General features: G+C 45.1%; 8 protein-coding genes and 2 pseudogenes. 9 read left to right on the top strand and 1 reads right to left on the bottom strand.

What is annotated here, in order from left to right:
* Positions 1-96: 96 nt before the first annotated feature.
* A pseudogene (locus tag ACQEXR_RS10880) lies at positions 97-297 on the top strand (sigma-54-dependent transcriptional regulator); the annotation flags it as partial.
* Positions 296-1,285 (top strand): annotated as a pseudogene (locus ACQEXR_RS10875) (SGNH/GDSL hydrolase family protein); the annotation flags it as partial. The pseudogenes ACQEXR_RS10880 and ACQEXR_RS10875, both read left to right, overlap by 2 nt.
* Before the next feature lie 5 nt (positions 1,286-1,290).
* Here the strand turns inward: ACQEXR_RS10875 and ACQEXR_RS10870 are convergent.
* Entirely contained in the window at positions 1,291-1,737 is a 447-nt protein-coding gene (locus tag ACQEXR_RS10870) for an exoribonuclease R (RefSeq protein ID WP_427020336.1), read from the bottom strand.
* A gap of 541 nt (positions 1,738-2,278) precedes the next feature.
* Between ACQEXR_RS10870 and ACQEXR_RS10865 the strand changes: the two genes are divergently transcribed.
* The 7 genes from ACQEXR_RS10865 (at position 2,279) to ACQEXR_RS10835 (ending at position 22,117) form a co-directional block, all read left to right on the top strand.
* Entirely contained in the window at positions 2,279-3,487 is a 1,209-nt protein-coding gene (locus tag ACQEXR_RS10865; RefSeq protein ID WP_427020335.1) for a NupC/NupG family nucleoside CNT transporter, read from the top strand.
* Between the two features lie 165 nt (positions 3,488-3,652).
* On the top strand, positions 3,653-4,882 hold the full coding sequence (gene pepT, locus ACQEXR_RS10860) for a peptidase T (protein WP_138972608.1): 1,230 nt from the start codon (positions 3,653-3,655) through the stop codon (positions 4,880-4,882).
* Positions 4,883-4,957: 75 nt separating this feature from the next.
* Positions 4,958-5,425, top strand: coding sequence for a DM13 domain-containing protein (locus tag ACQEXR_RS10855; protein ID WP_331417102.1), 468 nt, complete (start codon positions 4,958-4,960; stop codon positions 5,423-5,425).
* 263 nt (positions 5,426-5,688) lie between these two features.
* Positions 5,689-16,698 carry a DUF11 domain-containing protein gene (locus ACQEXR_RS10850; protein WP_427020334.1) on the top strand — a complete coding sequence of 3,670 codons (11,010 nt, stop codon included), beginning with the start codon at positions 5,689-5,691 and terminating at the stop codon, positions 16,696-16,698.
* Positions 16,699-16,744: 46 nt separating this feature from the next.
* The gene (locus tag ACQEXR_RS10845) at positions 16,745-20,278 is read left to right on the top strand and encodes a hypothetical protein (protein ID WP_427020333.1); all 3,534 of its coding nucleotides are present in this window, start codon (positions 16,745-16,747) and stop codon (positions 20,276-20,278) included.
* Positions 20,279-20,293: 15 nt separating this feature from the next.
* A complete protein-coding gene (locus ACQEXR_RS10840) occupies positions 20,294-21,184 on the top strand; it encodes an OmpA family protein (protein ID WP_426950296.1) in 891 nt (296 codons plus the stop codon).
* A 72-nt stretch (positions 21,185-21,256) separates the two neighbouring features.
* Positions 21,257-22,117 (top strand): mechanosensitive ion channel family protein, encoded by an 861-nt coding sequence (locus tag ACQEXR_RS10835; protein ID WP_426950205.1) that lies wholly within the window; start codon positions 21,257-21,259, stop codon positions 22,115-22,117.
* Positions 22,118-22,360: the final 243 nt, after the last annotated feature.

Here is a 22,360-nt window from a genome sequence, read left to right as displayed (position 1 = left end):
TAGCGCTGGACTAAACAAAGGCCCCCTTTTAGGGGGCTCACACAAAGCCACCTTCTTTAGAAGGTGGTAATTTACTTGCATAAAAAAAAGACCTACCGCAAGGGTAGGCCGTTACGTGTGATCGCTGTTTTAGGCTGCGATCCAGAAACACTCATCGCTAAACAGCGGTTAATTCCCGAGCTCTATTATGTGCTCAATCAGGGGGGGGGGATAGAAATGCCAGCTTTGCGACAGCGTCCAGACGATATAGCGGTGTTATTTCATCACTATCTCAAAAAGAGCTGTAAGACATTGGGTGTTTTATACCGACACTCCCCACAGCATCATTAAACAACGTTGCGAACAAACATTGGATCTAGCGAATGACAATGCCGATATTACTTACTATGCGGCCGACAATCGTTTCTCATATAACCATTCGATCTGGAGCAATGACCCTGTTGTTCAGCCGCAGCAAATCAACAAGATGATTGCGTTTGGCGATAGCTTATCGGATACCGGCAATATTTTTAATGCCTCGCAGTGGCGCTTCCCTAACCCGAACAGTTGGTTCTTGGGGCATTTTTCAAACGGGTTTGTTTGGACGGAATACATTGCTAAAGCGAAGAATCTACCTCTTTACAACTGGGCGGTCGGTGGGGCTGCAGGCGAGAACCAATACATTGCGTTAACGGGCGTCGGGGATCAGGTCACATCCTATTTAACCTACGCGAAGTTAGCGAAAAACTACCGACCTGAAAATACGCTATTTACCTTGGAGTTTGGATTGAATGACTTCATGAATTACAACCGAAGTGTCGCAGAGGTTAAATCTGATTATGCAGAGGCACTGATTCGACTTACCGACGCTGGGGCGAAGCACCTCTTGTTAATGACGTTACCAGACGCAACACGTGCGCCTCAGTTTCGCTATTCTACCCAAGAAGACATTGACAAAATTCGCGCGAAGATTGTGGAGATGAATCGATTCATAAAAGCACAAGTGGCGTACTACACTGCACAGGGGGACACCATTACTCTGCATGATACTCATGCTTTGTTTGAGAGCTTGGTTGCCGATCCTCAAGCGCATGGATTTGTTAACGCAAGTGAAGCGTGTCTCGATATTAATCGTTCTTCATCCGTCGACTATTTGTACAACCATCCTTTGCGCTCTGAGTGTGCTTATCAAGGTTCGGATAAGTTTGTGTTTTGGGACGTAACCCATCCGACAACAGCGACACACCAGTATGTTGCACAACAGATGCTAGAAGACAGTCAGCAACTCGCAGATCATCCTTTCTAGTATCGTCATTTTGATTGTGCAATCTGAGCGTATTGACGCAGTAAGTCAGTGAGTGTCGTTACCCATTCGAGTGCGTTTTGAGGGCTCTCATTGAGGATTATCTCAACGTGGTTACAGTGAGTCTCAAGTGGAATCGCTCGCTCTAGATGAAACGATACTGTGTAAAAATGCCACAGCAGTAGTCGCTGCATTCGAATGATGTTTTGCTGCTTATTGTCCGATTCTTCAAACAATGCTGGCAGTTGGCTCAGTGCGATAGCGTTCATTCTGAGCATTGCGTCAAACTGAGCTTCTTGAAGCTTATCCTGATCTTCGGCCTCATCTTGCTCAAACGTAAACAGTTCTGTCATTGATTCTTCAGGAATAAGACGATGAATCATTTTCAAGCTCAATTCTTCAAGCTCTTCACGAGAAGTTTGAGTGAGACTGCTGTAAGTGTAATCGCGTTGCATATAGGCTCTCAGACATCAAAGTAGGGCGGGTATTCTAGCGGTTGGGAGGAAAAATGCCATACGATCCTTCCTTACGAGCCAAAAAAATCCCCGCATGAGCGGGGGAAAGTCTTAGTTGTGTTAGCTAGGTTCGCCTATGACGTTGTAGTGAACTTAATTGTCATACCAAAGGTACGTTAAGCTTTGTTACTTAACACTAGGTGCCAAATGACATAACGCCAGTTTTTGGCCAATAATTGTGATGCCCTGATAGTGAAATTGAGAGTTTGGTTCCAATTTTATGGGTGTTTAAGTGCGTATGTTGACAAGGGTAAAAACGAAGTTAACCGCGACCAATAGGTGTCCCAAATATGCAAAGTGGTCATACATTGAACACTTGAACGTTTGCGTAAAAATATGTGATGAAACTCTCATTCGTGGCGCTATACTTTCCGCCCGGTTGAGAATAACAGCTCTACCAATACAAGCCGTCACAGGGAATGGTGAATGACCCCAAGGACAGGACCAGCTACCAATTCAATGCTTGTAGAGGTAATTTTTAATGAATGTTTTATTTGGCTTAATCGGTGTCATTACCCTGCTTTTGTGTGCAGTATTACTGTCGGAAAGTCGCCAATCAATTAACTGGAAAACAGTGTCCCGTGCTCTGTTACTTCAAGTTGCTTTCGCAGCGTTAGTGCTTTACTTCCCTTGGGGACAGGCAGCATTAACAAGTTTAAGTAGCGGCGTATCGAGCTTATTGGGGTTTGCAGACCAAGGGATAGCCTTCCTATTTGGTGATCTAGCCAACACTGGGTTCATTTTTGCTGTTCGCGTTCTTCCTATCATCATCTTCTTCAGTGCTCTTATTTCTGCACTTTATTATCTCGGCATTATGCAAAAAGTTATCGAGTTCATCGGTGGCGGTATTCAAAAATTCCTTGGCACCAGTAAAGCAGAATCTTTGGTGGCAACGGGTAACATTTTTCTTTCTCAAGGTGAGTCTCCTCTTCTAGTTCGTCCTTTTCTTTCTCGAATGACTCGTTCTGAGCTGTTTGCGGTTATGGCTGGTGGCATGGCGTCTGTAGCAGGGAGTGTGCTCGGTGGCTATGCAGGTCTGGGAGTGGAGTTAAAATATCTGATTGCCGCGAGTTTTATGGCTGCACCAGGTAGTTTGATGATGGCAAAAATCATTGTGCCTGAACGTGATACTCCTATCGACCAATCAAATATTGAAATGGATCAAGCGCAAGAGAGTAATGTGATTGATGCACTAGCAAGTGGTGCGATGAATGGCATGAAGGTGGCTGTTGCGGTGGGTACTATGCTGATAGCTTTTGTCAGTGTGATTGCGATGGTGAACACGGGTCTTGAAAGTCTAGGTGAGTTGGTTGGCTTTAGTGGCATTACGCTCCAAGCACTGTTTGGATATTTGTTCTCGCCACTCGCATGGGTTATAGGTGTTCCTTCCAATGAAGTGTTGATGGCTGGCTCATACATTGGTCAGAAGATCGTAATGAATGAATTTGTTGCGTTCATTGATTTTGTTGAACATAAAGCTCTGCTTTCAGAGCATAGCCAAGTCATCATTACTTTTGCACTTTGTGGTTTTGCTAACATTGGTTCTATTGCAATCCAGCTGGGATCAATCGGTGTTATTGCGCCAGAGAGACGCGCGGAAGTAGCCAATTTAGGCATTAAGGCTGTGCTTGCTGGCACATTAGCTAACCTGATGAGTGCATGTTTAGCAGGTATCTTTATTCTGCTTTAATCCTGCAACTTGAATATTTTTAAGCCCGAATAGCTATGCTCTTCGGGCTTTTTTGTATTCGCTAGTTATTGCGAAAAAAATGATTTATAGCAAAGCCTTGTAGCTAAGAAGGCGTACGATGAGAGCTCGTTATGAGTAAGGCTTAAATTATAAGAGAATGTATTTATGAATGAATTGGTACAACGTTTTCTGCGCTATGTGACTTTTAATACTCAATCAAATCCGAACCATCTTGCCTGTCCAAGCAGCGAAGGACAAATGACCTTTGCTCAATTTCTTAAACAGGAATTGATTGAACTTGGCTTAAGTAATGTTTCTCTCGATTCCAATGGGTATGTAATGGCTAAGCTACCAAGTAACGTAGATTATCCTGTTCCAGCGATTGGCTTTATCGCGCATATGGATACTGCACCTGATGCTTCAGGTGAGAATGTAAAAGCGCAGATTGTAGAAGATTATCAGGGTGGTGATATTGCGTTAGGCAAAGGTGACCAAATACTCTCTCCAATTCAATATCCCGATTTGCATCAATTACATGGGCATAACTTGATTACCACAGATGGGACAACGTTACTTGGGGCAGACAATAAAGCAGGCATTGCGGAAATTATTTCTGCTATGGCGGAGCTTATCGCCCATCCCGAAATCCCTCACGGTGAGATCTGTATTGGCTTTACGCCGGACGAAGAGATCGGCCGAGGTGCTGACAAGTTTGATGTGGCAAGGTTCGGGGCCGAATGGGCTTACACCATTGATGGTGGTCCGGTCGGTGAGCTGGAATTTGAGAACTTCAATGCGACCAGTGCTGATGTTATTTGCCATGGTGTCAATGTTCATCCTGGAACAGCAAAAGACAAGATGGTCAACTCAATGAACATTGCTGCTCAGTTCCAAATGATGATGCCAAGTGACGAGACTCCTGAGTGCACTGATGGCTATCAGGGTTTCTACCATCTGAAGTCCGCGAGTATGTCGGTTGCGCGTAGCGAGCTGGGCTACATCATCCGAGACTTTGACCGTGAAGGGCAAGCGGCTCGTAAACAATTTATGATTGAAAAAGTTGCCGAGTTGAACAGCCAATTAACGCACGGTTCAGTTGAATTGCAGTTAACCGATAGCTACTTCAACATGAAAGAGCAAGTGGAGCCGTATCCGCATATCATAGAGTTAGCGAAACAAGCGATGATTGCGTGCGATGTTCAGCCCCAGATTAAGCCAATTCGTGGTGGTACGGATGGTGCGCGATTATCATTTATGGGCCTGCCATGCCCTAACATTTTCACCGGTGGTTACAACTTTCATGGCATCCATGAGTTCGTTTCGATAGAGGGAATGGAGCAAGCGGTAAAAGTTATTGTGACATTGGCAGAGAAAACAGCTCTTAATTATCAATAAGTATCTAATTCAACAATGATATTTTATTAAAAATCATATACATTTATAGCAGTAATTTTTCAAGTGAGTGTCAGGATGAAAAGGATATTGCTGCTGCTAACACACACGACGTGTATCGCATTGGGCTTTGCATTAGGAATTTATGCGTTGCCCATTCTCACTCAACCTCCATCTCCTACGATGCAGCAGGTGCAAAGTATCACCACGCAGGCTATTTATACTGCGAGTTTTCAAAAAGATCGCAAAGATAGTGATTTTTTACATTGGGGAGAAGGTTCACTTTCCATCAGCCAAGATGAAGTTGCCTTTGTTGGCGGTTTGGCTCCTGGGCCCGACTACAAGTTATATTTTTCGCCAACCTTTATTGAAACCGAAGCAGATTTTTTAGCGCAAAAAGAACAGATGGTTCAGGTTGGTGATGTCAAAAGTTTCGATCGCTTTACTGTCACTCTTCCAACAGGGTTTGATGCGGCTAAATACAACACCGTTATTATCTGGTGTGAAAGCTTTGACCAGTTTATTACGTCGGCAAGATATAGATAACTATTATGTAGGATATTTCTGAATAATAGGCTTTAAAGGTATCTCAAATTTGAGTATTTGATATTTTTTACACTCAATAGATGCTTTTTGACAGAGCAGTGACAACCGATGACCGTTCAAAACAATAATGCGTAGCTTGCTCAACCGCTGCTAATCAAAAAAATAAAACAATCGCGATAGTAGTAATTAGACAATGGGATGAAACCGTTTTGCTAAACCAGATTCCTTCAAAACTGTATTCTTTAATCACAGTGTTATTTGCAATGTTTTCTATACAAGCCTTTGCGGCAGATATAGAAGTTGTTGTTACACCTGCAAGTTCGGCATACGAAAATGGTCAGTTGATTGATTATCATGTCACCGTAAAAAATACTACTGCGAAAACATTCCGTGACGTAGAAGTGGAAGACCTTGTCTGGGATACACAGACCGACACCGAGTCTGGCCGTGGTAAAGCGTTTAGTTCAGTCACAATTACGGCTTCAAATAGTTGGGGGTCAAACCCTGGTTCGTTTACCAGCAGTGATTCGAATCTGTCGGTATCTGATGCAAAGTTATTCCCATTCGGTAGCAACGATTATCTCATCCAAGCCAAAGTGAGTGATGATGCGATTGGTAAAATAGAACTTGGCAAAACCACGGTTAGAGCAGACGTTGATGGCGATGGTAGCGCAGAAGTGTTTGTACCGAGTGTGGCGAGTGTTTTTAACCCAGTTCCTTACCAATATGAACTGGCTCTCTCGGCAGATAAAGATGAGTACCTCGTCGGTGATTCACTGACTTATACCCTCACGGTGACCAACACAGGCAGTTATCGAGTTCAAGGTCTTGATATCAATCAAGCGTTCGAATCACTGGCTGTCGAGCATAGCAACGGAGCAACTTCATCTCCGTTTAGTAATGTCACCATTAGTGGTAAAACAACCGGTAGTGGCAGTGAACTTGGTACTTTTGCTACGAGCGGTGATCTGGCGGTTACAGACGCAAAGATTGTGGTAGGAGGCAAGCTGACCTATACCGTTACAACGACGGTAGCTAACGATCTTGTTGGAGACATTGTCACTTCAGCAACAGCGCATACCAAAGAAGGCAATATTGAAAGTGATGAGCAAATCACCCCTCCAGCTCAGCCCATCGTTAGTATTGAACATACACTCAATAATGCATCGCCATATCTGGTTAGTTCAGAGCGTGTCTTTACTATTAAAGTTAGCAACCGCGGTCAAGGCATTGCTTACGGCTATCATGTTAAACACAATATCAAACAACTGATCACTGACTTAGGTTTAGGTAACAACTTACAACCTGAGCACAATAGCAGCGACTTATCTGGTAATCCATTCGCTCAGTGGAGTGTTGAGGTGACCGATATTGGTGGCAATTCTCTTTCCAAGTATAAAGACCTCGGCTCTCAATCAGATGTAGATTTTGATGACCAAGTTTCTATTTACCCAAATGAAAGCATCACTTATCAGCTTAAAGCGAGTATTTCTCCCGTCGCGATCGGTGAGATAAAAGGGGCTAATGCGGCGATATTCAACGCTGATGGTGCTCTTGAGCAAGACGCGCAAATCAGCAATATATTTGCTGCAGAGCGAACGCTCAATGTTTCTGACTCTGAAATTAAGATCGTTAAAACGACCAAAGAGTCTGAGTATATCCCGGGCAATACCGTTGAATATGAGATTAAAGTTTCCAACTCTTCGTCAAAATATTTCGCTAACGATCTGCAAATCGTCGATGACTTAACTTGTGTTACCACAGATATGGCTGCTGGTGCAGGTCAGGGGCAGGCTTTCAAACGTTGGAAGCTGGAACCTATCAGCGCAGAAGATAATCAAGGTACCGATCATGGCCAATATAGCTATGGCTCGTGGACCAGCTCTCCAGTGACAGTGTCACCAGATATTGCACCTGGTAAGTTCGTGACTTACAAGCTTACTGCTGAAGTCAACGATTCGAGCGTGGGTCTGATTCTCGATGACAACCCTGCGTGTAGTGATAACGTGATAGAAGAAGGTTCGGGTGTGCAGATGCCTGAGGATAACCTTCGAGCGAGTAAAGATGTTGATTCACGTTACTACTCTTCAGGTGATACGCTAACTTACACTATTCGTGTTGATAATGACGGCGATGGTTTTGCAGACCAAGTGCATGTTATGGATGCTATCGATAAGCTAGAAACTGTCGACATCTTTGGCAATACGATTACTGCATTCGATAGTTGGACTATTACCGCACAAGCGTATAAAGAAAACGGTTCACCATCAACGGCATCAGACACAGGCATCAGTGGTAGTGTGAGCAGTCCTGACATTCTGGATGTAAAAGCAACGATTGAGCCGCGCGGTTACATCATCTACACCATTGAAGCTAAGACCAATCCATTGGCGAATGGTCATATTGAAAACAGCGTGACAGTGGATGATTCCGTCTATGCTGACCGAGGTTCGGATCCGCGAGATTTCAATATTAATCTGATCAAAGAAGTAAAAACAAACAACGATGCGAACTTCCATACCGATCAAACCAGCTATTCCAAAATGGAAAACCAGATCACCTATCGTCTGCGTGTTATCAATGCGAAAGGGAATGGTTATGCCACTAATGTAAAAGTCAAAGATAGCATTTCGACGATTGAGGCTGGCCTACTTGAACCAGACAACATTTCGAAAAAAGTCTTCTCTTCTTGGACGATCAGTGCAGAGATTATTTCGGATGATCCACTGCTAAACGGCAATAGTACTTTCACCAAGGTCGGGACTTTTGAAGATAACAAAGATCTTGATACCGTCGCCCAGATTGCGCCAAACGTTGAGGTTGTTTACACCATTACTGCTCAGATTGATCGCAGCAATGGTGATGAAATTATCTATAAGCGGATAGACAACAGTGCCGTAGTTGAAACTCCAGATTCAGACTCTCAGTCAGGGATGCAAGATGCTGCTGTGGTTTATCCAAAAGCGCCCAATGTTGTCGTAGTAAAAACCACCAAAGAGAATGAGTTTGTTCCGGGGCAGTGGGTAGAGTTTGATGTCACGGTTTATAACCGTGGTGCAGGTTACGCGAATGAAGTGCGAGTCACTGATGATATCGCGGGTATGAATGCGTTTTCGGAATGGACAATACAAGCCATCACAGATAAGAATAACTCTCCTTTTAAAACAGGTAGTTATCCTGATGTTAAGTCGAACTACCCCAACAACGGTAACATAGATACCCGTATTGATATTGACCCTCAAACGGTTCAGGGGATGGGTTTTGTTACCTATAAAATTCGCGGTTTAGTCAAAAATGACTACAGCAAAGATGAAATTTCTAACACGGTAGAGATCCACGACCCAGTCAATAATCTTGACCAATCCGCGACCGCCGAAATTGGTGACAGTGGCGACGCAAAACTGAACGTGTCTATCCTAAAAACTGCCGACGTGACTCGCTTCACGCCGGGACAGGATGTGACCTACTTTATCTATTTACAGAACAACAGTGATAATACGGCAGACAACCTGAAACTTGTTGATCCAATTAAGGAAATTAAGTCGGTACTTGCCAACAAAAAAAACAATCAGTTTGAAGAGTATGAAGACCAATCTCCATTTGAATACTGGGAGTTTGATTACGGTGACGGTGCCGGTTGGCAAGGTCAAACTACAGAAGATCTTGTCTATCCGCCAGGCAGTGTTAGCAGTTCGTTTTCTCTAGCAGCCGGCGAGACGCGCACTGTTAAGATCAAAGCTCGAGTCAAAGACAACGTGGTTGGTTCTCGTAATTCAGTAGGGATATTAGAGCCTATCATCGCCAACAACGCCTATATCTTCCGTGATTACAAACAAGTCTCGGAGGTGTCGCATGTGTCGCACCATGAAATGGAACGAGTGGACAGTGGTGGCACAACGACTCGTGAACTATTGGTCAATGGTAAGAAGAGTGCGTTTTATGCACCAGGTGATACGCTGACTTATAAAGTAAAAGTCAGTTCTGACCGTGGTTATTTCAATAACCACCGTGTGGCTGAAAACATTAAGGGAGTAAGCGTTCTGCTTTTAGATGGAACGAATGCTAACCCGTTTAATGACAACTTCTCTGTCGCGGTTGAAAAAGAAGACAGCGATGGTGGCGATGGCACAACGGACGGCACCCTAGATGGTGTAGTTAAGGACAATGAAAACATCACGACAACCATAGACGTTGCAGGTGGAGATTATGTTCTTTATACCGTCGAAGGCGTAGTACGTGACGATGCCGTTGGGGATATCACTATTGGTGGAATTACGGTTGAACCGTACGACTACCATCTAGCGTTTACTAAAACAGTCGAGCAGAAAAACTATCAACCAGGTGCTGAGCTGACTTACCATCTTACGATCAAAAATGATGGTAAGGGCGGAGCATACAATATTCCAGTTGTCGACACACTTTCGACTATCAAAGTGAGTTTGCTTGATGGTAGCGAAGGCGTTGCCTTTCCAGAAGGTTGGACGATAGAACCTAAGGTTGTTGGTGGCAATCCGCATGCTGAAGTTGATCTCGATAAAACCATTGCAAATAACCAAGATATAAATACGCATGCTTCAATTCCGGCCGGTGAAACGGTTGAGTATGTTGTTCGTGCTAAAGTTAATACCAATGCGGTAGGTAATATTGTCAACTTGCTCAAGGTCGACGGTGACACAGTGAGTGCTGAGTCGAAAGCCGACACTGAGAAATATGACTTTGAGAAGCATGTGACCAAAATATACGATGTTGACGGTAGCACCGAGCTCTCGGGTGGATACACACCTGGTGGTTACATCGAGTATCAGATCCTGCTCAAAAACAAAAACAATGTTCACTTACAAGACATTGCCATCTTTGATGATATTCAGGGAATCTCAACCGAATATTTCGATGGCACAACAGGTCCAGCATTTACGAGTTGGACGATCAATACCGACGTTGATGGTTCATCGCTGTCAAACGCGGGTTCTGTCGCCAACAACATCAATATAGATACGGTGTTTGACCTCGCTGCGAGCAGTTTTGACCCTTCAGGCACCTTCGTTAAGTACACGATTAAGGCGCATGTGTCGGATAAAGCGGTCGGATCCATCCAAAATACTGCTAAGGTTGATGGTAAGCATAATCTCCCGTCAGAGAGGGTAGATATGCTGCCAGCCAATGTTCAAAAACTGCATAAATCCTACACGGATGCTAGTTATGCAACGCAAAAGGGAACCTACAACCATACTGTTGATGGGCAGAAAGTGGTTTACCGTCTGCGTCTTGAAAACAAAGGTAAGGGTACTGAGTACAACGCGAATCTGAGTGAAGAGTTTAGCAAGCTGAAATCAAAGCTCGCTCAAATTGCCGCAGGTCAACCAGACAACCAGCAGGGCGTGGTTTACCAACCAGCTACTTGGCTTGTCTCGGTTGCAAAATCTGATGAAGTGACGACCGATATTGGTTCATTCGTAGGTGGCACCGATGTGGATATTGATATTCCTAAGTTGTCGATTGCCGCCAATGGTTGGATTGATATTAAGATGGAATCCCAGATCCGCGATGATGCAGTGACTGCGGTGACCATTCAGCCTAAATACAATGGTGCTGGGTTTGGTAAGTCGCAAATCAATCCAGAAACATCGAATCTAGATGTCAGCAAAGAGATTGTATCGATTGGTGGTAGACCCTATTCGAACGGCGATACATATAAACCGGGCGAAGAAGTCATTTATCAGTTTACTGTCACCAATACGACGCCAGTGTGGCGTGACAATGCCGTACTGCGTGACCTATTGTCGAACATTACCGTAGAAGTGCTCGGTGGCAATGTTACCCAAGCATTGTTGGACACTGAAATCACGCATACGATTTCTACAGGTTTAGATGGTGACATCGATACCTATCTACCTCCGTACGACAAAACAGGTGATCTCGACATCGTCGCAGATATTGCACCGAAAGAAGAGATTCAGTTCTTGATCAAGGGCACTATCAGACCAGACGCACTGGGTACCATTGACGCGAACCAAGCAACGGGCGGTAATCACCAAATCGCAACACCAGAGATACCTCCAGTGGCTCCTGATCTCGTGTTCGAAAAACTGGTTACCAATACCACTGCGGATGGCAGTAGTTGTAGCTTCCCATCGAACAGTGGCAGCGGTTGTGAATACAACCCAGGTGGTCAGGTGAGTTACACCATTACGGTCGAAAACCGTGGTGAAGGCATTGCCAATGACGTTGCGATTATCGATAAGCTCAATGCCATTAGTACATCGACTGGTGCCAAAGCATTCAGTGGACTTTCGACCACCATCATTGAACAACCTAGTAGCGATCGTTTCTTTATTTCTGGTAACTACTCAGGCAATAAGCCTCTTGATGCCACTTTCGACCTAATGCCAGGCGATAAAGTCGTGTTTGGTCTGATAGGTATTGTCGATGCCGATGCGACCGGTACCATCACTAACATTGCGAAAGTTGACAGTCAGGACTCGAACTCAATAGTACTTGGCCAAGGTGACGCTGATGTTATCGCGGCTAAGTCGACTGATACTCCAAGTTATACGCCAGGTGGTGAAGTGCGTTATACCATGTACGTTGCCAACCGAGCCGATTCGAATGCAGATGTGCGTGTTCAAGATGAGATTTCGAAATTTACGGTACTGACCGCTGATGGTTCAATGCAGACCGCACTTAAATCTTGGACGACTAACGCAACGTTTGTGTCGAATATCAGCGCTGCGCACAACGATGCGAGTACCATTCAGACCAGCGGCGATATTGATGCCGTCGTCAAATTAGGTGCGGCCGGTACCGAGCCGACAGTGCTTAAAATCGAAGTGGTAGGTCAAGTTAGAGACGATGCGATTGGTAAGTTTGGTAACACGCTATACATCGACAGCAAACAGTACGATTTACAGCAGCATTTTATCTATCCTCAGCAAGGTGCTCTGACCGTCACGAAACAAGCTTCACTATCTCCAGCGCTTTATGCGCCTGGTGATTCGATTGGCTTTGATATTGTGATTGAGAATACCGGCGCGGGTTATCTGCAAAATCTTCATGTTGAAGATATCGCGTCAAGTATCCGAGCGGATGTCGTGGACAGTTTATTGCCAGGTCGAGTGTTCAACTCATGGGATAGTGCAACCAGCTCGATCACCATCGTAGATCCTTCGGCAAGCAAAACAATTGTGATTGACCAATCGGCTTTTGATGCACCGGATGGGTTTAGTGGTGATTTCAATCTCGCACCCGGCTCTCAGATTCAGCTTCATCTTGAAGGCACAGTGAATAGCAATGTGATCGGGGCCATTACTAACCAAGTGAATGTCACCGCTGATGACGTCGACGGGGCTAACGATACGGCAACGTATTTGCCGATGGATGCGGAAGTGACCGTGTCGAAAACCGTCGATAAGAGTGTTTATCAGGCGCAAGATACCCTAACTTATACGCTAGTGTTGACCAATACACAGCGAGTATGGGCGACCGATGTGAAGGTTACGGACTTAGTTGATCGTATCAGTGCGGAAACGATTTACGGCAGTACGATATCAGTATTTGACCCAGCAACGATTGATATTAGCGCCGTCTCTTCCAATGGAAACACCAGTTTGCCAGCACTATCGGGTAACTATATCGACAACACCATTGATATTGCGCCGCAAGACATTGTGACGATTACGATCAAAGGGAAACTCAAGCCTGAAATCATAGGCGAAGTGCGAAACGTCGTTCAGCTTGAATACGATGGTAAGACGCTTGAAGATGAAGCGATCAGTACGCCACTGACTCCAACGATTGAAGTCACAAAAGAGCCGCTCGATCCACTTTATACTCCGGGAACGGTTAACGGCTTTGAAATCAAAATCGTCAATAAGGATGCTGCCTTTGCCAATGACATAGTGCTGGAAGATTTGATTTCTGCGGTCATGGTATCGACAGCCGATGGCGTTGACCGACAAGCATTTAGTCGCTGGACAGTCAGTTCCTCCGCTAACGATCCAATGACATCGGTGGATAAACGCAGTTACGCTTGGAACAGCGATATTAACGCGACGATTGACTTAGCGCCGAATGATACGATTACGTTTACGATTCAAGGCGAAGTCGATGCCAAAGCGATAGGTGATATCGTCAACACCGCCAAGGTGGCGTACGATGGCAAAAACTTTGAGCCGAGTGCCACGATTAAGCCTAAGCCAGCAGATATATCGGTGACGAAAATCGCAGACCAAGAATTCTATCAGGCCGGGCAGAGTGCACAGTTTGTCGTAACCATCACCAATGGCGGAGAAGGTTTCGCCAATGATGTGATCATCAAAGACATCATGAACGATGTCTTGGTCACTTTGGTTGATGGTTCGAACGGCACGGCATTTGAATCATGGACAGTGGAGACACAGTTGAGTGATGTCACTTCATCACTGACGTCTGTGCCTAGCGGCAACAATCCTGATATCGATACTATTGCAGACATTGCACCGAATAGCACGGTGACCTTTACGATAAATGGTACGGTCAACCGTTATGCAACGACGGATATTATCAACCAGGTAAGTGTGGAGTTTTCTGGTCAGCCAACGTTAAATGCAGAGGCGATCATCAAGCACCGCCCAGTATCTCTGACATTGGAAAAATACGTTGGTGAAACTGGAACTGAGACAGAAATGGCTTATGAACCGGGTAAAGAGTCTGTTTTCCGTGTCATTGTTGCTAACCAGAACGAGGCCTTTGTGGCTGGCATTCAACTGAAAGATCTCCTTGATTCAATGGTAGTGGATACCGTGAATGGGGCAAAAGAAGCTGCGTTTTCTAGTTGGAACATTGAAGTCAACAAAGGCAACGAGCTGACGACGATTTCCCCAGATCCTAGCGGAGACAACAAACAGGTGGATGCGGTCGTCAATCTCGCGCCAAACGACACTCTTGAGCTGGTGATTAAAGGCACAGTGAATGAGTTTGCTAACGGGCAGATTGATAACAAAGCATCGATGGTAATCAACAACAGTGGTCGCCCACAGCGTTCGACTGCCGTTGCAAGCCTTATCCCTGAACCAGATAACGTCGTGATCAGTGAATCAGCGGACAACCCAATCTATAAGGCAGGTCAAGCTGCGACATTCCGCATCACGCTATTTAACGACAGTAAAGGTTTTGCCAACGATATCGTGTTGAGAAATGCGATTTCTAGGATGAAAGTTCCGACTAAACCGGACTTAACCAGCGGTGATCGTGAAGTTGTTAATGCCTTTACCGATTGGGACATCACTGCGACAAGCACCGACCCTAGAACCAACATTAATGTGGGTACATTGGCTGCCAATGATGACATTAATATCTCGGGTGATATTGCTCCGGGGGACACGGTTGAAATCGCGATCACGGGTACCACAGATGCTCGTGCTATGGGTGAAATTATCAACACAACGCATAAGATCGACGAGTCTCAATCTGCAACGCCGTCAACACGAAATGTGTCGGTTGAAACCGTCAGTGCGATGATCACTCCTCAAGCTGTCAGCTTTGCAATCGACAAAACCACAGATAAAGGTGAGAACGCTGAGTACACCAATGATGATTCAGAGCTGACTTACATTCTTCGTGTGAGCAATGAAGGATCGGCGACCATTTCTGGTGCACAAATGGTGGATGAAATCACTAAGCTGGTGGGGGCGAACGGCAATGCCTTATTTACTACTTGGAAAGGAACGATTGAAGAGTGGCCGAGTGGTCAGAAGAAAGGCGAGTTTACCGATAAAGATCTGATGCTTCCCGATGGAGCGCTTTCACTCGATCTGTTGCCTTACATGGGTAATGGCTATGTGATTAAGATTACCGGTGAATTGAACAAAGGTTTGGATGACAACATCACCAATACCTTTACTGTCACTGACCCTGCGACCGGCATTTCTGCATCGGATGATGTCACTATTCACGTCAAGAAGTTTGCTGACAATGAAGGTGAGTTACTGGTGACCAAAGAAGCGCTGAAAACAGATGCGCAGGTCGGCGACGTTGTTGAGTATGAAGTGACCATCATCAACAACAACGAATCAGAATTTAAGAACGTTAAGCTAGTGGATCGTTACCCATCAGGCTTCGCTTATGTTGCTGGTTCCACAGAGATCACCAATAGCGGTCCTGATGGTCAATTTGATACCAATGATGATGTCATCAACACGGATGATCCAGCTGTCACGAGCACGCTTACCTTTAATGTTGGTGATATGTTGGCCTATGGCGGTGCTGACAAGACCATCACGGAGCAAGTTCGTATTCGTTACCTACTGCGTGTGACTGTTGGCGCAACATTCGGCAAGTACGTCAACTCAGCGGTGGCAATGGCGCCACCTGAAGGTCAGGTGACGGGCGCTTTGGAAGAGAAATCAAACACAGCCACCGCGACGGTTGAAGTCATGCCAGATAAGGTATTCGACACGGCTTCTATCATAGGTAAAGTGTTTGAAGATCATAACAAAGATGGTTTCCAAGCTGATGCAACCGCATTCGAAGTACAGTTGTCTGCGAACGTCAGTGACAAAGATTATATTGCCAACACCACAGTGATGATTCGTGATGGCAAAGAGCATCATCTTAAAGACCGCAGTCATACAAGAGGTGAGCATACGGGTAATGTCTATGGCGTGCAGGCTAATCAGGCTAGCGAATTTAAGTATAACTATGAGCATGCGGTCGAATCGAAAAAACAGTCTACGCAGTTTGATTCGGCATTAGTGGCTGGTTATGAGATAGACGAGCTATATGGGATGTCTAAAAACCGTACCTTACCATCGAGCAACAAGGTGAGTTTCCAGCTTGAGACGAAGACCAAAGAGGGATTCAGCTTTAGCGTCATTACTGAGTCTGGAACGCGCCTAGTGTTTGATCGAGAGGGCAATATTAGTTCGAGCCATGTTGGAGATAAGCAACAGGGGTTATCTGCTGAAAATCTTGATGTAACCAGAAACCTATACAAAGATGGTGATCACTACTTATGGGAAATCGTCATAGAAAACAAAGGGATCTATGAGGATGGCATCCCTGGTGTAAGACTACTCACAGTAGAGGGTATTGTGATAGAGACGGATCAGTACGGTCGCTACCATGTACCAGATCAGTGGGTTCTAGATAAAAAAGGTAAGAACTTCTTGGTGAAGGTTGATACCGATTCATTGCCGACAGGCATGAAAGTCATCAGCGAAAACCCAAGAGTACAACGGATCTCTCCCAACAAACTGACCAAGTTTAACTTCAGTGTCTCGGTAGAGGACAAAGAGTAATCGTGAATAACTATAACGACAAACAGACGCGATTGGCGGAACAATTATGAATAAATTCAAAATGACTCGTTTGGCAGTGAGTATTATGGCAGCCATTCCCATTATGGCAGTGGCAAAAGATACCAGTCAGTTGGAGAAAATCGATACAGATACCACGGGTATTGAGGTCGAAGTTCATCAACAGGAAGACAGCTCACGCATCTACCTCGAAGAGGGCGCTATTTGGGCTAGCCGAGATATTACCCGTTTTGAACCAGTACTCGATGTAAGTGTAAGTGATGAGCTAGAAGTTAAAGAGGGACAGTTATCTGACAAGGTTAACTTTACCGTCAGCTCAAACTACAGCTACTACATGCAACGCTATCAAATAGAGATTTTCCGTGGTCAAGACCGCAGCCTATCTCAGCCGATTAAGGTCATCGAAGGTACTGAGGTTGCGAACGATATTGATATTAGTTGGGATGGCTCGACCGACACTGATTATGCATTCGAAGTCGGCAACCAGCTGCAATTCAGGTTCAAAGCTTGGGATAAAGACGGCAACATGGACATCACGACTATCGGTGTGATTGACCTAGTACGCCCAGATTCCGAAGTGGATATCGATCGTAATCAGAGCGAAGAACAATTGGCGCGAAGTTTTGGTCGTGCGCAGCTAATGCGTCATAACATCCCGACCAATTCGGGGTTGGCTAAGTTTATTGGTACCGGGCTTAAAGGTGTCGATAAAGTGGTGATTGGAGAAGATGAATTCGAAGTTGAAGATGGGGAGCTATATGCCGAGCAGTTCTTGCCTGCTGACGCCTATATTTTTCCAACCAAGGTCATCTTTGACAATGGCGATGAGCGCCGCTATCAGTTGTACGTGCGTATTCCAGATACCTACTACGCACAGGCAGGTTTGGCCGATATGTATATTGGTAAAAACCGCGTAACGGGTGATACCGGAGCACTGGGTGTCAATGACCAATATCAGGATGATGTTTACAACCAAGGACGTATTGCCTACTTCAGTCAGGGTAAGTTCGGCGATAAGTTACGTTTAACCACGCACTTTGATAGTAAAGATGGACAGATCAAAGACATCTTCAAGCATCCATTTGCTGCGGAAGACTCGTCTGTCTTCGACATTCTCGAAGACGATGATGAACTTTACTATGGTGATTACGGCGATGGAGCCAACATCCACAAGGTGGTGAACACTAAAGGTAAAGTCTACTTCGATCTTGAGTACGATAAGTCTCGGGTATTGTGGGGTAACTACAACACTGGACTGACTGGCACCGACAACAATGACTACAACCGTAGCTTGTATGGTTTTAAAGGAGATTATCGTACCCGTTCTACCACTAAGTATGGCGAAGATAGACTCAATATTGTTGGCTTCGCTGCGTCAGCAGACTCCTCTTTTGCTCATGATGAATTCCTCGGTACAGGGGGGTCACTTTACTTCCTACGTCATGGTGAGTTAGTCCCAGGCAGTGACAAAGTCTATGTCAAAGTCGTCAATAAGGACTCGGGTATATCAGAGCGAGAAGTACCACTTCAATCAGGCCGAGACTATGAAATCGACCCATATCAGGGCCGAATCATCTTGATGCGACCTCTGAACAACATCATTTCAGATAGCTTTGGCAGCGTGATTGATGACACACCAACAGACGGTTTTGAAAACTATCTTGCGGTCGATTATGAGTACGTGCCAAGAGGCTCCGACGTTAAGGATTCATTGACTTACGGTGGTCGGGCTAAGGGCTGGGTAAACGACTACATTGGTATTGGAGTCAACTACGCAACTGAAGAGCGAGATGGTCAGAACTATCAGGCTTCGGGAACGGATCTGACGCTACGCGCAACAGAAGGGACATACATCAAAGCGGAATGGGCACACAGCGAGGGCCGTCAGACGGATTCAAACTTTGTCTCTTTTGATGGTGGTTTAACCTTTACCCCAGTGGGTGAAGACTTTGATGAGCGTAAAGGTGACTCGATACAGGTTAAAGGTGTTGCAAGCTTATACGACATTGCTCCGAACATTTTTGGTGCAGTGGGGAACGATGTTAAGGCTTGGTACAAATCGAAAGATGCGGGTTACAGCTATGCCAGCCAAAGTGACGATTTGGAGCAATTGTCATACGGAACCGAGTTGCGTTTACAAGCCTCCGATCGACTGAGCTTTGCGACGCGCTATACCTCGATTGAAGAGACAGAGCTCGATGGTACTAAGCAAACCGATACTCAGCAGGCTGAGCTTGAAGCTCAGTTTAAGCTGACTGATCACGTTAAAGTTTCGGCAGCAGCAAAACAAGTCGACGAGCTGAATCGTGAAAACGTAAAGGGTAAGGGTACCCTAGCGGGCTTAAGAGCTGACTATATCTGGGACAGTGACAACAGCGTATATATTAAAGGCCAGTCTACGGTAGATAAGACGGCTCAGTATGACGATAACGACAGTGTCTCTGTGGGTGCTGAGTTCCGAGTGTTTGATGATCTCTCATTGGGAGCCGAATACACCACAGGTGATCGCGGTGATGCGACAGAGGCAACCGCAAGTTACGACATCACAGAGAACTACACCACCTATGTAACTTATACGGACGATAACTACGAAGGGCAAAATAACGTTGTTGTAGGGCAGCGTGCCGATTTGACATCCAATGTCGATTTCTATCAGGAAAATCAGTTTGTTAATGAGAACAACGGCAAAGGGCAGATTGACTCCTTTGGCTTTGGTTACGATATGAGTGACGACATTGATTTTGGTATCGGTTATCAGCAGGGTGAGATTGAGAAGAAAAACGACGTCGATCCGAGCAAACTAGAAATCACGGAACGTAAAGCGGTGACGTTCACCGCCAATATGGATATTGACGATGTTAACCTCAAGCATAAGATTGAGTATCGTGTTGATAAAGGCAACGAAAATGTCGATGTCAATAAGCGTAGGGTGGATCAGTTTGTTACGACCAACCGATACACTCAGAACTTAACCGAAGAATATACCTTGTTCGGTAAATTCAACTATTCGAAATCGATCAGTAAAGAGACCGATGAAACATTAGAGCGCTTCGTTGAAGCAACAGGTGGCCTAGCGTATCGTCCTATCTATAATGATCGATTAAATCTGCTTAGCCGCTATACCTATATTGCCGACAAAGATAATCTCGATCGGGATGTCGATTACAGCAATGAAGAGTCACATATCATCGAAGTGGAAGGTATCTACTCGGTAAACGCCAAAGTCGATGTCGGTGCTAAATACGCGCACAAAGATAAGAAAGAGGATTTTGAGCGTGCTTCTGGGAGCGTACAAACGGTCGAAAGCAACATCAACCTATATGGTCTAAGCGCGTCCTACCATGTCATTAAAGAGTGGGATGTGACGGGCGAATATCACTGGAAAACCGATACGCTCAATGATGAACTTGAGCATGGTGCACTTGTTTCAGTGAACAAACATCTTTCTGACAACTTTAAAGTTGGTATTGGCTATAACTTCTCTGGCTTTGACAGTAACTTAGCCAACGATGATGACTACAATGCCAAGGGTGTCTTTATCAACCTTGTTGGTAAGTTATAGAGGATTAGCATGACAATGAAACTCAACACGCTCTTTGCTGTAGGTATGGTAATGGGGTTGGCCGCGTGCTCTACCGATACCTATGTAAGTAAAGAAAACATAGACAAGTTTGGTGATCCGCAGGTAGAGAAGTTCTTGATTCGAGAGTGTATTGTGCCAGAGCGAGACATACGAATTGCCATGGCTTCCCATTTTGATTTCGACAAATCAGAGTTGAAACAACAGGATAAAGCATCAATCGACCAACTGATCTCAAGCATTGGTAAACTGCATGGTCAGATTGCGATTGTCGGACATACTGATTATCAAGGCTCGGATGATTACAACGTTAAACTGTCACTGCGTCGGGCTGAAGCGGTAAAAGCTTACATGCAAACTCAATTAGACCCCTCTCGCTACGATTGGGAGGTGAAGTACTACGGCGAGTCTAAGCCACTGGTTGAGGGGACGACAAAGCAGGCGAATGCCGAAAACCGTCGTGCGTATATTGTGTTTGAACAAACACAAACCCAGCAGGAAAATGCGTTTTGTCAGCCTCCACAACCAGAGCGCAAAGTCTTTGTCGCCATGACCTCTCATTTTGACTTTGATAAGGCGCAGCTGAATCCAGCCGATAAAATCTCATTGGATGAGTTTGCGAACAATTTAACTGGCTTAAATGGGCGAGTATTGATTGCCGGGCATACCGACTATCAAGGCTCAATCAGTTACAATGAGCAGCTCGCGCAGCGCAGAGCAGAATCGGTCATGCAATATTTGCAGACTAAGCTAGACCCAAGCCAATTTGTGTGGGAAGTTAAGTCTTTTGGTGAGTTGAACCCAGTCACTCAAGAGCAGAACCTAGATGCCAATGCTCTGAATAGACGTGCGTTTGTCGTATTCAAAGAGGGTGAGTTACCCAAGTAACTCATTCAATAAAACCAACTATTTAAAGGGGCACATTGCCCCTTTTTAACCATTACCAAGCAGGAGCAGAGCGTGGAGAAAGTACAAGCAGTCATCGATTTTCTTCTAACTCACAAATTGATGTTTACCGTGTTGATCATTGTGATGATCTCACTGGGTCGTCGGCTAATATTGTCACGGATACGTGGTGAGGTAGCCTTTGTGACAGAGAAACAGCGTAACTGGATGTCACGTACGAAAAACGGGTCATTCATCGTACTGGTCATGTTGCTGTTTATACTCTGGCAGTCGGAAATCAATGAATTTGCGCTCTCAGTCACCGCAATTGCTGTTGCGATAGTTGTGGCATCTAAAGAGATCATTCTCTGCTTCACTGGGTCAATTCAACGAGCCAGTTCGCGTTCATTTCGTATTGGTGATTGGATAGAAGTGGGTAAGATCTGTGGTGAGGTAATTGAACACAACATGATGGCGACGGTGATTCAAGAGATTGACCTCTATCATGGTCAGTATCACTACACAGGTAAAACGGCGACCTTACCTAACAGTATGTTCTTTACCTATCCGGTGAAAAACCTCAATTTTATGAAGCGCTATGTCTACCATGACTTCTCTATCGTCGTGCCAGATTTTGTGAATCTGTTTCCTCTTGTCCCTGAGATCTTGGCTAAAATTGATGAGCGTATTCACTACTTTAGCGAAGTTGCCAAACGTTATAACTCAATGATCGAAAAGCACGCAGGCGTTGATCTGCCAGGCTCAGAGCCGCATATTCATATCAATAGTGGCAGCACGGGTGAGCAAATCGTCCACTTTATGCTTTTCTGCCCAACGGATAAGGCGACGCATCTGGAACAAGAGATTAGGGCGGATTTTATGGCGCTTTATGAACAACGTTTTCCGTGCAATAAAAACGCACAGCAATCGGACTAAATAGCATCAGCTTTGCTCGTTATGTGATTGGTATAATTGCAATTGGTTGTCGTGTCGATAGACAACCTAGTTCGAGTTTTGTCGGAAAAGGGAGTATGGTGCGCGCAATTGCCTATATGAGCTCGGTAGTCTATTCGGAGCTTTGTGCGCAGCTTACGGATACAAAAAATTTCATTAAGGAAAATGCTGCGTCAGGCAATGGATGCGCACCAAGTGCGTAAATTCTTTAATCTATTGGCTATT

This window comes from Vibrio sp. TRT 2004 (assembly GCF_050113735.1).
GTDB lineage: Bacteria > Pseudomonadota > Gammaproteobacteria > Enterobacterales > Vibrionaceae > Vibrio.
The sequence above is the reverse complement of the archived record's forward strand: the minus strand, read 5'-3'. Positions and strand labels throughout refer to the sequence as shown.

Excerpts from the sequence above, each read along its gene's own strand:
- ACQEXR_RS10870 (WP_427020336.1), bottom strand. The coding sequence starts at position 1,737 with ATGCAACGCGATTACACTTACAGCAGTCTCACTCAAACTTCTCGTGAA.
- ACQEXR_RS10865 (WP_427020335.1), top strand. The coding sequence starts at position 2,279 with ATGAATGTTTTATTTGGCTTAATCGGTGTCATTACCCTGCTTTTGTGT.
- pepT (WP_138972608.1), top strand. The coding sequence starts at position 3,653 with ATGAATGAATTGGTACAACGTTTTCTGCGCTATGTGACTTTTAATACT.
- ACQEXR_RS10855 (WP_331417102.1), top strand. The coding sequence starts at position 4,958 with ATGAAAAGGATATTGCTGCTGCTAACACACACGACGTGTATCGCATTG.
- ACQEXR_RS10850 (WP_427020334.1), top strand. The coding sequence starts at position 5,689 with ATGTTTTCTATACAAGCCTTTGCGGCAGATATAGAAGTTGTTGTTACA.
- ACQEXR_RS10845 (WP_427020333.1), top strand. The coding sequence starts at position 16,745 with ATGAATAAATTCAAAATGACTCGTTTGGCAGTGAGTATTATGGCAGCC.
- ACQEXR_RS10840 (WP_426950296.1), top strand. The coding sequence starts at position 20,294 with ATGAAACTCAACACGCTCTTTGCTGTAGGTATGGTAATGGGGTTGGCC.